Source organism: Vibrio sp. PSi01 (assembly GCF_054960695.1).
In genome coordinates, this window is the sequence record NZ_JBHNYN010000008.1 from 89,236 (window position 1) to 103,059 (window position 13,824).

Annotated in this window: 12 protein-coding genes; 9 read left to right on the forward strand and 3 right to left on the reverse strand. The window is 42.0% G+C overall.

All coding sequences use genetic code 11. The features are described from left to right. Positions 1-98 precede the first annotated feature (98 nt). Together recN and nadK are read right to left on the reverse strand one after the other, a co-directional pair. The gene (gene recN / locus ACFI6G_RS13105; protein WP_010438921.1) at positions 99-1,763 is read right to left on the reverse strand and encodes a DNA repair protein RecN; all 1,665 of its coding nucleotides are present in this window, start codon (positions 1,761-1,763) and stop codon (positions 99-101) included. Positions 1,764-2,045: 282 nt separating this feature from the next. Next, positions 2,046-2,930: an NAD(+) kinase gene (gene nadK / locus ACFI6G_RS13110; RefSeq protein WP_010438923.1), complete on the reverse strand. Its 885-nt coding sequence runs from the start codon at positions 2,928-2,930 to the stop codon at positions 2,046-2,048. Between the two features lie 143 nt (positions 2,931-3,073). Between nadK and grpE the strand changes: the two genes are divergently transcribed. From grpE to dnaJ, 5 genes are all read left to right on the forward strand, one after another. After that, positions 3,074-3,655 (forward strand): nucleotide exchange factor GrpE, encoded by a 582-nt coding sequence (grpE, locus tag ACFI6G_RS13115; protein WP_010438924.1) that lies wholly within the window; start codon positions 3,074-3,076, stop codon positions 3,653-3,655. 359 nt (positions 3,656-4,014) lie between these two features. After that, a complete protein-coding gene (locus ACFI6G_RS13120; RefSeq protein WP_010438926.1) occupies positions 4,015-5,289 on the forward strand; it encodes a dicarboxylate/amino acid:cation symporter in 1,275 nt (424 codons plus the stop codon). A 259-nt stretch (positions 5,290-5,548) separates the two neighbouring features. Then, on the forward strand, positions 5,549-6,586 hold the full coding sequence (locus ACFI6G_RS13125; RefSeq protein ID WP_102385576.1) for a polysaccharide lyase family 7 protein: 1,038 nt from the start codon (positions 5,549-5,551) through the stop codon (positions 6,584-6,586). A 371-nt stretch (positions 6,587-6,957) separates the two neighbouring features. Continuing rightward, positions 6,958-8,871 carry a molecular chaperone DnaK gene (gene dnaK, locus ACFI6G_RS13130; RefSeq protein WP_010438931.1) on the forward strand — a complete coding sequence of 638 codons (1,914 nt, stop codon included), beginning with the start codon at positions 6,958-6,960 and terminating at the stop codon, positions 8,869-8,871. A gap of 306 nt (positions 8,872-9,177) precedes the next feature. After that, complete coding sequence (dnaJ, locus tag ACFI6G_RS13135; protein ID WP_010438932.1) at positions 9,178-10,326, forward strand: molecular chaperone DnaJ; 1,149 nt, start codon at positions 9,178-9,180, stop codon at positions 10,324-10,326. A gap of 129 nt (positions 10,327-10,455) precedes the next feature. Here dnaJ and ACFI6G_RS13140 read toward each other — a convergent pair whose 3' ends face one another. Beyond that, positions 10,456-10,887: a type IV pilin protein gene (locus ACFI6G_RS13140; RefSeq protein ID WP_010438935.1), complete on the reverse strand. Its 432-nt coding sequence runs from the start codon at positions 10,885-10,887 to the stop codon at positions 10,456-10,458. Between the two features lie 102 nt (positions 10,888-10,989). Here ACFI6G_RS13140 and ACFI6G_RS13145 point away from each other — a divergent pair, with 102 nt between their 5' ends. From ACFI6G_RS13145 to ACFI6G_RS13160, 4 genes are read left to right on the forward strand one after another with little or no spacing between them, the layout of a single operon-like run. Then, positions 10,990-11,490, forward strand: coding sequence for a GspH/FimT family pseudopilin (locus ACFI6G_RS13145; protein WP_010438937.1), 501 nt, complete (start codon positions 10,990-10,992; stop codon positions 11,488-11,490). Next, positions 11,468-12,070 (forward strand): PilW family protein, encoded by a 603-nt coding sequence (locus ACFI6G_RS13150; RefSeq protein WP_010438939.1) that lies wholly within the window; start codon positions 11,468-11,470, stop codon positions 12,068-12,070. The genes ACFI6G_RS13145 and ACFI6G_RS13150 overlap by 23 nt, the downstream gene beginning before the upstream one ends. Continuing rightward, positions 12,067-13,362 carry a hypothetical protein gene (locus ACFI6G_RS13155; protein ID WP_010438941.1) on the forward strand — a complete coding sequence of 432 codons (1,296 nt, stop codon included), beginning with the start codon at positions 12,067-12,069 and terminating at the stop codon, positions 13,360-13,362. Before ACFI6G_RS13150 ends, ACFI6G_RS13155 begins: the two co-directional genes overlap by 4 nt. Next, positions 13,352-13,762, forward strand: a complete 411-nt coding sequence (locus ACFI6G_RS13160; protein ID WP_016768353.1) for a type IV pilus modification PilV family protein — start codon at positions 13,352-13,354, stop codon at positions 13,760-13,762. Before ACFI6G_RS13155 ends, ACFI6G_RS13160 begins: the two co-directional genes overlap by 11 nt. Positions 13,763-13,824: the final 62 nt, after the last annotated feature.

Sequence of the window (13,824 nt, forward strand, 5' to 3'; positions counted from 1 at the left end):
CTTGCGCTTTGAGCTTGTTATGACTGGCAATTTTGAATTAAGTTGCAAAATTGGCAAGATTTTTCGGTAAATTATCAGAAAGTTGCTGAATATGTAACCTAAGCAGCGATTAATAACTCTTTTGCGTTGGCCAGTGTCGATTCGGTAATCTGGCTGCCACCAAGCAGTCGAGCAAGCTCTGAGACGCGTTGTTGCTCATCAAGCGTGTGCATTTGGGTCTCGGTTTTACCTGATTTCGTGTTCTTCGCTACAAACAGTTGTTGGTGACCGCAACCGGCAACTTGAGGTAAGTGCGTCACACACATTACTTGTGTCGATTCGCCCAGCTTACGTAGCATTTTTCCGACAACTGCTGCTGTTGGCCCACTGATACCCACATCGACTTCATCGAAAATCAGGCTTGGTGTGTCCACTTTTTGCGCTGTGATCACTTGGATCGCTAATGAAATACGTGAAAGTTCACCACCAGAGGCTACTTTAGCAATGGGCTGCATTGGTTGGCCTGGGTTGGTCGAAACAATGAAGGTCACATTATCCATACCCAATGGAGAAGGGTGTGTGTTGGTGTTGTTCACTTCAATGGCAAACTGTGCTTTTTCCATGCTCAGTTCGTGCATGCTTTGCGTGATCAGCTTGTTGAGCTCTTTTGCGTAACGAGTTCGAGATTTATGAAGCTTCTCTGATTTAGCAACGAACGATTGGTATTGGTTTTCTACCTCGTTTGCCAATTCATCCAATTTTTCATCGGAACAATCAAGCGCTTCAACTTGTTGTAATAAATCTTGGTGATGCTTGTAAAGCTCTTCTGGCAACACGTGATGCTTGCGAGACATCGACATCACTTTTGAGAAGCGTTCTTCAACGTAAACCATACGACCTGGATCGACATCAATGCTGTCTAGGTAGGTTCTTAGTTCACTGTTGGTCTCTTCAATCTGAATGATGGCTTCAGAGAGTAAGTTGGGCAGATCAACTAACCTTTCATCAAGCTCAGCTAATTGAATTAGGGAGTGATTGGCCGATTGCAGAATACTAAGCGCATTAACTTCTTCGCCTTCGTAAATAAGCTCGATAGCCTGCTGGCAGGTTGAGGCCAATTCTCCGCTATTGGAGAGGCGCTTATGCTCTTGTTCGAGGTCTTCATATTCTTCCTCCCCAATAGATAGCTCATTTAACTCTTTGATTTGATATTCTAGAAGCTGTTTTTGAGCTTGGTTTTGCTGGCTATTTTCACGTAACTCTTTTAAGTGGTTATCGGCTTGTCGCCATGCTTGGTAAGCATTACGTGTCGATTTCAATAGGTTTAAGTGGCCTGCGTATTGATCAAGCATGGCCATTTGGTGGTCGCTTTTCATCAGCTGGTGGTGCGCGTGTTGGCCATGAATGTTGATCAACAACTGCCCTAGTGATTTCAATTGTGAAAGAGGGACAGGACTACCGTTGATGAATGCACGAGAGCGACCTTCTTTGGAGATGGTTCTACGTAGGATGCATTCACTGCCATCAAGCAGTTCATTGTCTTCTAACCAGCGTGTAGCGTGCAGATTGTTCTCAAGTAAAAAAGCGGCACTGACTTCGGTTTTATCTTCTCCTTGTCTTACCATTCCTGCATCAGATCTTCCCCCAAGACATAAGCCTAAAGCATCGATAGCGATAGATTTACCCGCACCCGTTTCACCGGTGATTGTTGTCATGCCTTTAGAGAGTTCTAGCTGTAAAGACTTAACAATAGCGAAATTATTAACACTTAAATGAGCCAGCATTTTTATTTACCTGTATAACTGAACAATACTGTATATAAGCTCAGTATATACTGTTTCTTTATACAGTAAAGTCGACAGGTGAAATTTTTTTGTGACAGATCTCAGAATTGAGGTTGCCTGTAGGCTACTGAAACCGCTATAGATTCCCAACTTAGTCTGGGCGTGAAGGGATGAGGTACATTAGGGCTATGAGGACTTATAAGGTTTCGACGGGTAAAAAAAAGGCTGACGAACATCGTCAACCTTTCAAATTCTCGTCTACTGCCAGAGTCGCTAATTCAATTAGAACAGCTTACTTGACCAGCCTAGTTTGTTACGTAGGACATGGTAGTAGTTGTAGTCTTTAGGGTGAATCAGCTTGAGTACATTCGGGCTTTGGTAAATGTGGATCTCATCGCCAGGAGAAACAGGCAGTGAAATTTGACCATCGCAGCTTACTTCCTGAGTGCCGCGGTTATCAGGCGATACGATAAGTTTAATACGACGTTTGCCATCAACCACTAATGGACGACTTGAAAGCGTGTGTGGGAACATTGGCACTAGCGAGATTGCATTGAGGCTTGATGACAAGATAGGGCCACCACCAGAAAGCGAGTAAGCCGTTGAACCCGTTGGAGTCGATACGATCAAACCATCAGAACGCTGTGAGAACGCAAAGCTGTCATCGATATACACTTCGAACTCGATCATGTGTGCGACTTGACCTGGGTGAAGTACGGCTTCGTTGAGCGCTGCGTTATGACTTTTTATTTGGCCATGACGATGAATTTCAGTCTCTAGTAGGAAGCGTTCTTCTTCCATGAACTCACCTTTGAGTACATCGATAAGTGCGCTTTGGAAGTTTTCAGGGTTGAGATCGGTTAGGAAGCCAAGGTTTCCTCGGTTCACACCGATGACTGAAATATCGAAACGCGACAATATTCTAGCCGCACCGAGCATATTTCCGTCACCACCCACAACAATTGCGAGATCGGCTCGTTTACCTAACTCAATCAGGCTAGAAAAATGTTCTTGTGGGATATCGTCCAAAATACTGGAGAGCCTATCATCAACAAATACTTGATAACCCTCAGTACTTAACCACTGATAGAGCTCTCTATGAGTCTGAATTGCTTGCTGATCTCGAGGTTTACCAATAATAGCGATGACTTCAAATGGCTTTTTCATAACGTTTCCAAACGAATTAGGCTTGAATCAAAATTCTTCATCCCCATAATAAAGGCAAGTTGAACGTCTATGCGAGTGTTTTATATCAATTTGAGGCGCAAACACGCCTGTCACTGGCATTGAAAACGAATTCTGGAGATATCATGAGCAACGAAGAAAACAAAGTAACCGAAGAAGAACTAGATCAGATCATTGCTGAAGCTGAGAAAGTTGAAGAAGCTGAACTGAATGAAGACGCGGCTGATGAGCAGGAATCAAAAATTGCTCAACTAGAAGCGGCACTGCTTTCTAGCGAATCTAAAGTGAAAGAGCAGCAAGATTCTGTTCTTCGCGCAAAAGCTGAAGTTGAGAACATGCGTCGTCGTAGCGAGCAAGAAATTGATAAAGCGCGTAAATTCGCTTTGAACAAATTTGCTGAAGGTCTACTTCCTGTGATCGACAACCTAGAGCGTGCAATGCAAGCTGCAGATGCAGAAAACGAAGTGGTTAAACCATTGTTTGAAGGTGTTGAGCTAACGCATAAAACATTCGTAGATACTGTTGCTAAATTTGGCCTTAAAGAGATTAATCCTGAAGGTGAAGTGTTCAATCCTGAATTCCACCAAGCGATGTCTATTCAAGAGAGCCCTGACCACGATTCAAACACGGTTATGTTCGTGATGCAAAAAGGCTACGAGCTAAACGGTCGTGTAGTTCGCCCTGCGATGGTAATGGTTGCTAAGTAATTTATCGTTAAGTGACTTTTAGCGGTCGCGAAATAATTCACTAATTAATGTGAAATGAGAAGAGAGGCTTATGCCTCTCTTTTTTTATGCCTATCACTTGAGAATCCACGTAAATAGTCATCATTGGTGCATTAAGAATGTCGTTCCTTTAATTTTACCCAGATTATTAATTTAGAGTTTTATATTATGAAACTAGTTGATATCTGTGAAATGTTTTGATGTCACATTTGTAATGTTTTTGTAAATAAATGCTTTTAATTGTTATCGTTGTATGTAAAATCCACTGCAATATAGCGATTTTGGTCGCATATATAACTATAAAAGTACAAATTTCAAACACAACAAACTGGAGAAGAACGATGGATAAATCGCTCTCAAGTAAGATTTTTGTAGGCTTGTTTGCTGGCCTACTTATTGGTACTGCTATTCAGTACCTATTCAGCGGTATTGCGGTATTCGATACTTACCTGCTTGGTTTAGCAGAAGGTGTCGGTGGGATGTTTGTCTCTTTGATCAAACTATTGGTTGTTCCGCTGGTATACGTTTCTATTGTATGTGGAATCGTTGAATTGAAAGACATCCGTTCTTTCGGTCGCCTAGGTGGTAAAACTTTTGCTCTTTACATTATCAACACCATCATCGCGATTTCTGCAGCTCTCACTGTTGGCCTTATTTTCCAACCAGGTGCAGGCGCAGACTTAGCGGGTACGATTTCAGAGACAGTTCAACTAACAACAACTGAAACTCCAGATATCTTCTCTCTAGTTGTAAATATCGTTCCTAGCAACCCTGTTCAGGCGTTTGCAAGTGGCGACATGCTACAAATTATCTTCATGGCAATTTTGACAGGCCTTGCTATTCAAGCGCTTGACTCACGTGGTGGTCCAGCGATCAAAACGTTCAAGATGGCTAATGAAATCATGATGAAGCTTATCGGCCTAGTAATGAGCCTGGCTCCGTTTGGTGTATTCGCACTGATGATTCAACTAGGTGCAACACTTGATGCAGACACGCTAATGTCGGTAGCTGGTTATGTAGCACTGGTTGTTGCAATGCTAGTGTTCTGGATTTTCTTCTTCTACCCAATGATGGTTGGCATCGCGACAGGTATTACACCTAAGCAATTCCTACGTGCAATCCGTGAGCAAATCCTTTTCTCACTATCAACAGCAAGTTCGAATGCGACAATTCCTGTAACAATGCGCACCCTAACTGAAAAGCTTGGTGTATCTAAATCAGTGGCTGGTTTCGGTGTTCCACTAGGCGCGACAATGAACATGTCTGGTGTATCTATCTACATCGCACTAGCGACAATGTTCGTAGCAAACGCATTCGGTCAACCAATCAACACTGCTGACATCTTTACTCTTGGTCTAACTATCTTGCTACTGTCTATCGGTGCTGGTGGTGTTCCGGGTGGCGGTGTTGTAATGGTCGGTGTTCTTTTGCACCAACTAGGTTTACCACCAGAAGGTCTAGCTATCATTGCTGCAGTAGACCGTATCAACGATATGTTCTGTACTTCTTCTAACGTAGTAGGTGATACAGCGGTTAACACTATCGTTGCTAAGTCTGAAGGCGCAATCGGCGTTGAAAAGAACGAAGAAACTGAACTACAGAAAGCAGAAGCTTAATACCTAATTAAGATTTGATAATTGGAAGCCTCGCTCAATGAGAGCGGGGCTTTTTTGTGTCTGTCATAAAGTGCGTCGGATCTGTTGAATTGGTTAGTCAATCGATAGGGAGTATCTGGTGTAAGTCTCATTTTTTATTTTTTCTGGCACCGTAATAGGCCATCAATTTTCAATATTTAATCTCGATCACATATAATAATACAATATTATTTTATTGTTTTGACAACCTACATTCTGACGACATAAAGGAAACCCAATAATGAAGTTGTCTTACCTTAGCTTACTGACGGCCACTCTTTTAGCTGTTCCAGCTCTCGCTTCAAATATCAATGTTGGTCAACAATTTGATCTTGACCCTGCAAAAGCACCAGCACAAAACTTTGATTTATCTAAATGGAAAATTAACTTACCTGAGTTAACGACCGAAGGATCTAGAAAAGGCAAAACGCTAGAGATCGGTAAGAAAGAACTGTCGAATGTAGACACACCTTACGTTCACCCGAAATGGTTCTACACTGATGCAGAATCTGGGGCGATGGTATTTGTGGCTCCGAATACGGCACCAACGACACCAAACAGTAAGAACACTCGTAGTGAGCTAAGAGCAATGCTGGCGGATAGTTACTCAGATCCGAGTAACAACTTTGCTATTTCGAGCCATAAGAATGCAGAAGAGTTTGGCTCTATTGGCGGCCAAATGACTGCGACGCTTTCTGTCGACCAGGTGAGTACCAGTGGTAACTACAATAAAACAGGCGCATTTTCAGTCGTCATCGGGCAAATTCACGGCTCGGACAATGAACCTCTTAAAATTGTTTACCGTAAACTACCAGAGCATGAGCATGGTTCATTAACATGGAACTACGAGCTCAACCCGCCGAAAGAATTGAAAAACGCGAAAGATGAAAATGGAAAGAAACTTCGTAAAGACATTCGCCATGATGTATTTGGTCAATACAATTTGAAAAAGGGCAGTTCTGACCCTAGCGATGGCATTAAGTTAGGTGAAGTTTTTTCATATGATGTAAATATTAAAGATAACATCATGCACTTAACGTTTACTAAGAATCCAAACTCGTCGGATCCAATTGTGAAGACATATGATGTTGATCTGGCGAAAGGTAAATATCAAGGACACGACGTTGATCTTGGCTATGGTCAAGATTGGATGTACTTCAAAGCGGGTGCATACAATCAATGTAACACTAAGAAGTCGAGTTCGGCATGTGAGTGGCGTGGTATGGAAGCGGGTGACTACACACAAGCGAGCTTCTACCAGTTAATTCTCAATCAATAATATTGCGAATCCATAACTAACTGAACAAGCGTTATTTGAAAAAGACCTTCCTAGTGAAGGTCTTTTTTTATGTGAAATAGAATAGGGCGACTATTTTATTGCTGAAGGTGAACGCATGAATGTGTCAACTTTGGCGCCTTAAACCGTAAGGGATGAGCTACTTTTTCTTCTTAAGCAGAAAGATAGGGAAAAAATCAGATTTTTTTTACTTTTTCCCTTGAAAACCAGTTTGCAGCCCTTATCTATGGTGCATACGAAAGCAAATTACATTTGCACTTTAATTTTGTGTATTAGGGTTGATTCCCTGATTACCACCCCCACATATGTGGGTATAGCAAAAAACTAAATAATATATATTCGGAGATGGCCTGATGGGTAAAATCATTGGTATTGATTTAGGTACTACTAACTCTTGTGTTGCTGTTCTTGACGGCGACAAACCACGCGTACTAGAGAATGCTGAAGGCGAACGCACAACAGCATCGGTAATCGCATACACTGAAGGCGAGACGCTAGTTGGTCAACCTGCAAAACGTCAAGCTGTTACTAACCCTCAAAACACACTGTTCGCTATTAAGCGTCTAATCGGTCGTCGTTTTGAAGATGAAGAAGTTCAACGCGATATCGAAATCATGCCTTTCAACATTGTTAAGGCTGACAACGGTGATGCATGGGTTGAAGCGCAAGGCCAAAAAATGGCTGCTCCTCAAGTATCTGCTGAAGTTCTTAAGAAAATGAAGAAAACAGCTGAAGACTTCCTAGGTGAAGAAGTAACTGGTGCAGTTGTAACTGTTCCTGCTTACTTCAACGATGCTCAACGTCAAGCAACGAAAGATGCTGGTCGTATCGCTGGTCTAGATGTTAAACGTATTATCAACGAACCTACTGCTGCTGCTCTGGCTTACGGCCTAGACAAGCAAGGTGGTGATCGCACTATCGCTGTATACGACCTTGGTGGTGGTACATTCGATATCTCTATCATCGAAATCGATGAAGTAGAAGGCGAGAAGACTTTCGAAGTTCTTTCAACTAACGGTGATACTCACCTTGGTGGTGAAGATTTCGATAACCGCATGATCAACTACCTAGTAGATGAGTTCAAGAAAGAGCAAGGTATCGACCTTAAAGCTGATCCACTAGCAATGCAGCGTGTTAAAGAAGCAGCAGAAAAAGCGAAAATCGAGCTTTCTTCTACTACTCAAACTGACGTAAACCTACCTTACGTTACTGCTGATGCGACTGGTCCTAAGCACATGAACATCAAAGTGACTCGTGCGAAGCTTGAGTCTCTAGTTGAAGACCTAGTTCAACGTTCTCTAGAGCCACTAAAAGTAGCTCTAGCAGATGCTGACCTATCTGTAGGCGAAATCACTGACGTTATCCTAGTTGGTGGTCAGACTCGTATGCCTATGGTTCAAGCTAAAGTAACTGAATTCTTCGGTAAAGAGCCACGTAAAGACGTGAACCCTGACGAAGCTGTTGCAATGGGTGCTGCTGTTCAAGGTGGTGTACTAGCTGGTGACGTTAAAGACGTTCTACTACTAGACGTTACTCCTCTATCTTTCGGTATCGAAACGATGGGTGGCGTAATGACTAAGCTTATCGAGAAAAACACAACTATCCCTACTAAAGCGGATCAAGTGTTCTCTACAGCTGAAGACAACCAAAACGCAGTAACTATTCACGTTCTTCAAGGTGAGCGTAAACAAGCGACTTACAACAAGTCTCTTGGTCAGTTCAACCTAGAAGGTATCCAACCAGCACCACGTGGCATGCCACAAATCGAAGTAACATTCGACCTAGATGCTGATGGTATCCTGAACGTATCTGCTAAAGATAAAGCAACAGGTAAAGAGCAAAAGATCACTATCCAAGCATCAGGCGGTTTGTCTGAGGAAGAGATCGAAGCGATGGTACAAGAAGCAGAAGCTAACAAAGAAGCGGACAAAAAGTTCGAAGAGTTAGTTACTACACGTAACCAAGCTGACCAAATGATCCACGGCACTAAGAAGCAAGTAGAAGAAGCTGGTGAAGCTCTACCTGCTGACGAGAAAGAGAAGATCGAAGCGGCTATCACGGCACTAGAAGAAGTTAAGTCTGGTAACGACAAAGAAGCTATCGACGCTAAAGTTCAAGAACTTATGCAAGCTGCTCAAAAGCTAATGGAAATTGCTCAACAGAAAGCTCAAGCTGAACAAGCAGGTGCTGACGCTGGTGAACAATCTAAGCAAGACGACGATGTTGTTGACGCGGAGTTTGAAGAAGTTAAAGACGACAAAAAATAATTTTTCGTCGCTATAACACGTGATTTCTGCGTCGAAGGTACTCACTTACACTTACCTTTTGGTTGGTTAAGAAAGTCCGTGCCTTCTCCTTGAACTAACGTGTTTTAGCTTAGAAAAAGTAGTTTTTCGATTTCTAAATATACGGGCGTCAGAGGTAACTCTAACGCCCGTAAATTTGTATTTAGACTTGTCTATCTAGATAATAGCTTTATTCGGTATTTCAGCCGACAGAACTTTTATCTAGATTGATACACAGACTACTGAAGTGATCATTCGGTAGTAGCAATTATTTTGGTGACCTAGAACATGTCAAAACGTGATTTTTACGAAGTATTAGGCGTAAGCCGCGATGCATCAGAGCGCGATATTAAAAAAGCGTACAAACGCTTAGCGATGAAGTTTCACCCGGATCGTAACCAAGGTGACGATACTGCGCCAGAGAAGTTTAAAGAAGTAAAAGTAGCGTACGAGATCCTGACCGATCCACAAAAGAAAGCAGCTTATGACCAATACGGTCATGCCGCTTTTGAACAAGGCGGTATGGGCGGCGGCGGCGGTTTCGGCGGCGGTGGTCAAGGTGATTTCGGCGATATTTTCGGTGACGTATTTGGCGATATCTTCGGCGGTGGTCGTCGTGGTGGTGGTCAAGCGCGTGCACAACGTGGTTCAGATTTACGTTACAACATGGAGCTTTCTCTAGAAGAAGCGGTTCGTGGTGTTTCTAAAGAAATCGAAGTACCAACACTTGTTGAGTGTGATATTTGTGATGGTAGTGGCGCTAAAGCGGGCTCTTCAGCACAAACATGTGGCACTTGTCATGGCCATGGCCAAGTACAAATGCGTCAAGGCTTCTTTGCGGTTCAACAGACTTGTCCTACTTGTAATGGTAAAGGCAAGATCATCAAGGATCCATGTAACTCATGTCATGGCCAAGGTCGCAAACAGAAGACTAAAACGCTTAACGTTAAGATCCCTGCTGGTGTTGATACTGGCGACCGTATTCGTCTATCTGGCGAAGGTGAAGCGGGAGAGCAGGGCGCTCCAGCTGGCGACCTGTACGTACAAGTTCACGTAAAAGAGCACAACATCTTTGAGCGTGACGGCAACAACCTTTACTGCGAAGTACCAGTTAGTTTCACCATGGCAGCATTAGGTGGTGAGGTTGAAGTTCCGACATTGGATGGCCGTGTAAACCTTAAGGTGCCAGAAGAGACACAAACGGGCCGTATGTTCCGTATGCGTGGCAAAGGCGTTAAAGGCGTTCGTGGCGGCGGTGTGGGTGATCTAATCGTTAAGCTAGTGGTTGAAACACCGGTTAAGCTAAGCTCTCGTCAAAAAGAACTACTGCGTGAGTTCGAAGAAACATGCTGTGGCGAAGCAGCAAGCAAACATAAGCCAAAGTCTGAAGGTTTCTTCAGCGGTGTTAAAAACTTCTTCGATGACCTTACTAAGTAATTAGATCGTGGTTTGAAAATTTTAAAGCCTGCCTATGTGCAGGCTTTTTTGATCTTCTCGTTTAGTTAAAAAATGCAGCTATGTATATGCTTAGTCATTCTTTACTCATACCAAGGATATTAACTTCTATTAGTTCCAGCAATTTACAGGGGATTCTTCACCTGAAGATTTGAGCGTCATTGTTTTGGGAGTGCCTAGGCAAGAGTCACCACTTTGCCCCTTAGTTGACTGTGCCGTGGCGGTTATTGTATATGCCATGCTGCTTGAACTTGCGACAGAAAATACATAGCGATCACTTGGTGATTCACATATAGCACAAGCCCCTCCTGAAATAATACTGCCCCAGTTATAGACACCGTTGTATGACTGCTCAAGTGTGAGTTGTATTTTTGCCATATCAGCTAATGCTGCTGTTCTATGCGATTTAATGACATGTTCGGTATAGCTTGGGTAGGCGATAGCGGTTAGTACTCCAATAATAGCCACTGCGACCAATAGTTCGATCAATGTCATCCCTTTGCAACTTAAGTTGTTGTTGTTGCATTTATTTTTTCGAATCATCACGAGTAGTTCCTTCTCTATATTCAGCCTATTTTTCTTCGGTGGTAGCATCCTTGCAAGATTAAATACGGTTACGTATCGGTTTACATAGGAATTTGGGAAATGTCTCGCGGGTTTACCTTCTTAGAGCTACTCATAACCATATCAGTGCTCTCTATATTATTGGCTGTTGCCGCTCCAAGTTTTAGTTCTGTCTCGGAAACAGTGAAGATGCAACGGTTAGCTACTGAGTTGAATGGTTTTATGATGCAGGCAAAATCTGAGGCAGTTATGAGAAATACTGATCTTTGGGCTCATTTTTTAATGAATGGTAATTCAAATGACACCGGTGATTGGAAAATTGAATTGACCGAATTCGATATTCCGAATACTGGTACGACAATTCTTACACTGGAAGGTGCTTCATTTCGAAACGTAGATTTCACCGTTAACTACAGTTCTGAACAAATTAAATTTAGTGGAGTAAACGGTAAAGCTAAAGATGGCCATCTCTTATTTGATATGAACTCTAAGCCTTTAAAGCTTATAACATATCGTACTTCAGGAAGAATGAGAATTTGTGGTGTAGAAGGAGACTTTTATGGTTATCAGATCTGCACTTAGGAGGCAGCAGTTCGGTGCAACATTAGTCGAATTTATGATCTCTTCCATTTTGGGAATTGTCGTTATTGGAAGTGTGGGGTCGGTATTTATATCCGGACAAAACATCGCATCCGAGAGAAGTAAAGAATTATTACTATTACAACAAGTTTCAGGAGCTCTTCAATACTTTAAAGAAGATATCCAGCGTGCGGGCTACGATGGAGGGACAGGTGTATCTCTAAAATTATCAGGCTCCACCGATACTTTATATATTTCTCCTGATTCAAAAACGGTTGCATATGCTTACACTCATCAATCAGAGATTCGAAATGTCGCTTTTGTATTTGATTCAGGTTTGGTCAAGGTGTGTGATAGCCCCTCCAGTATCGTAAAAACAGTATCAGCGGCGATTAGTGGGTGCTCTTCTATCTTTGAGCCGAATCAAATTAGAGTCGTTGATTTTCATGCGAATCAGTCAAGTATTGAATCTCAAGGGGTTAGTTCAGGTATTACAACCATTATGATTTCTGCTGAATTAGTAGGAGATACGTCCGTTAATTATTCATCAAGTGTGATTGTAAAAAATAGGAATTGGCGATGAATAAAAATCAACAAGGTGCGGTTGTTTTACTTACAACAAGTGTATTACTAGTTACTGCGTTAATGTTGACTTTTGGTAGTTATCGCTCTGTTTTTTATCAAATAAAAAGATCTCAGAATGAAGTAGAAGCGCGCAAGCAACATTGGGAAGCAGAGGGAGGTCTAGAGTGTGGTTTTACATATATTGTTAATCAAAAATTGCAATCAATACCCAATAATTTAGCGACAGTTTGTAACTCGTATAGTTTTTCTTCCTTAAATGCTGACTTTACAAACCCTGAAATTTTGCTTTCTCAAGTTGGTCATAGCAGTGTTAATAAAAAAATAATCTTTTCATCTTCAGTTGGTTATGGAGCTATGAAGTCGACTTCTGATGTTATTTCTTTTGGCTCAGCACTTTTTTCACCACCAGACCCTGGTGAATTTGACTCGGCTGCTGAAGCTTATGAGTGTATCGGGGCAGTGGTTAAATATAGGTTTATTGCGACTGGTATTACCAATCATGGCGTAAGTAGTTCTATTGAATCTCCAGGAGCCGGGCATGATCCCACTAAGGATTGTAAGCCTTCTCATAAGACATCGACAGCTGTTAAATCAGGGATATGGGAGAACTCCTTTGGAGTGATAAGTTCTCATAATGTTGGGTTAGATATTCAGCGAGATGACACTATCGACCCTTTTAAAGATTTTTTCGGAGTCGATAAAAGTAAGTGGCAAGAGGTTCGTGATGATGTAGATAACGAATTTATTAAAGTTTCAATGCCTTCTAGTAGTGTTGATTGCTATAGCCAATTTTCTGATTCAATAGTGAATGGACAGCCCAATAAAGTTTGGATTGATGGCTCTTGCCAACTAGCGCCAGTTGATGTGACGAATATTGTAAATTTACAGGCTGCACACCCGGGAACCGATTTGTTTTTACTTGTTCATGACGGTGTTTTTGGGGTCACTGGTTCTGGCGATATTAGCGGTGTATTTTTTCATTTTAATAATACTTACTCTCCCACTCCTTCTCAATGGGACTCGATGACGGAAGTGAAACCTTTTGTAAATTCAGTATTTAGTGACCTAATTAATACTATGTATGGTTCTTCAAGTACTCTTACGCCATATCATGCAACTTATGCGCAAGCTGGCGCATTCAGTTTCACGGGGGGACAATTTTTTGATACAGAAGGGCAAATGGCGCTATTTAATAACTCTCTGAATTTTTCATTCAATTCAGATGTTATTGATGAGTTCGAATTTTCACCTAAGCCAAGATGGCAAAAAGGTTCATGGAATGATTTATAAGCAAAAAGGTTTTAGCCTAATTGAAGTACTCATTTCATTTTTATTGATAGGAGTCGGTTCGCTAGGGCTAATTAAGTTACAAACATATGTTGAGCAAAAGTCTGACTTTGCTATTCATAGTGTAGAAGCTTTGAATTTGGCTGAAAATAAGCTGGAATGGTTTAGAACTCGAGGCGCATCTGCCGCTTTATCGAGTATAACGCCTGCGGATTTTGCTACGGATATTGTTGATGGCATGGATCACTCGCATTTTAAATATCAACTTGATTGGACAGTGACGAACAGTTTATCCGGAGCGCTGAAGACCGTTCAGATAACAAGCTCATGGGAAGACCGGTTTGGTAATAATCAAGAGATCGAATTACATACCATGATTTCTAAATACAGCGAGTTCGATTGATTGGGTTTATAACTTCAATGTCGTGATAGTTTGCTCTTCTCGGACATTCTTTATGTGCCAGT

Excerpts from the sequence above, each read along its gene's own strand:
- recN (WP_010438921.1), bottom strand. The coding sequence starts at position 1,763 with ATGCTGGCTCATTTAAGTGTTAATAATTTCGCTATTGTTAAGTCTTTA.
- nadK (WP_010438923.1), bottom strand. The coding sequence starts at position 2,930 with ATGAAAAAGCCATTTGAAGTCATCGCTATTATTGGTAAACCTCGAGAT.
- grpE (WP_010438924.1), top strand. The coding sequence starts at position 3,074 with ATGAGCAACGAAGAAAACAAAGTAACCGAAGAAGAACTAGATCAGATC.
- ACFI6G_RS13120 (WP_010438926.1), top strand. The coding sequence starts at position 4,015 with ATGGATAAATCGCTCTCAAGTAAGATTTTTGTAGGCTTGTTTGCTGGC.
- ACFI6G_RS13125 (WP_102385576.1), top strand. The coding sequence starts at position 5,549 with ATGAAGTTGTCTTACCTTAGCTTACTGACGGCCACTCTTTTAGCTGTT.
- dnaK (WP_010438931.1), top strand. The coding sequence starts at position 6,958 with ATGGGTAAAATCATTGGTATTGATTTAGGTACTACTAACTCTTGTGTT.
- dnaJ (WP_010438932.1), top strand. The coding sequence starts at position 9,178 with ATGTCAAAACGTGATTTTTACGAAGTATTAGGCGTAAGCCGCGATGCA.
- ACFI6G_RS13140 (WP_010438935.1), bottom strand. The coding sequence starts at position 10,887 with ATGATTCGAAAAAATAAATGCAACAACAACAACTTAAGTTGCAAAGGG.
- ACFI6G_RS13145 (WP_010438937.1), top strand. The coding sequence starts at position 10,990 with ATGTCTCGCGGGTTTACCTTCTTAGAGCTACTCATAACCATATCAGTG.
- ACFI6G_RS13150 (WP_010438939.1), top strand. The coding sequence starts at position 11,468 with ATGGTTATCAGATCTGCACTTAGGAGGCAGCAGTTCGGTGCAACATTA.
- ACFI6G_RS13155 (WP_010438941.1), top strand. The coding sequence starts at position 12,067 with ATGAATAAAAATCAACAAGGTGCGGTTGTTTTACTTACAACAAGTGTA.
- ACFI6G_RS13160 (WP_016768353.1), top strand. The coding sequence starts at position 13,352 with ATGATTTATAAGCAAAAAGGTTTTAGCCTAATTGAAGTACTCATTTCA.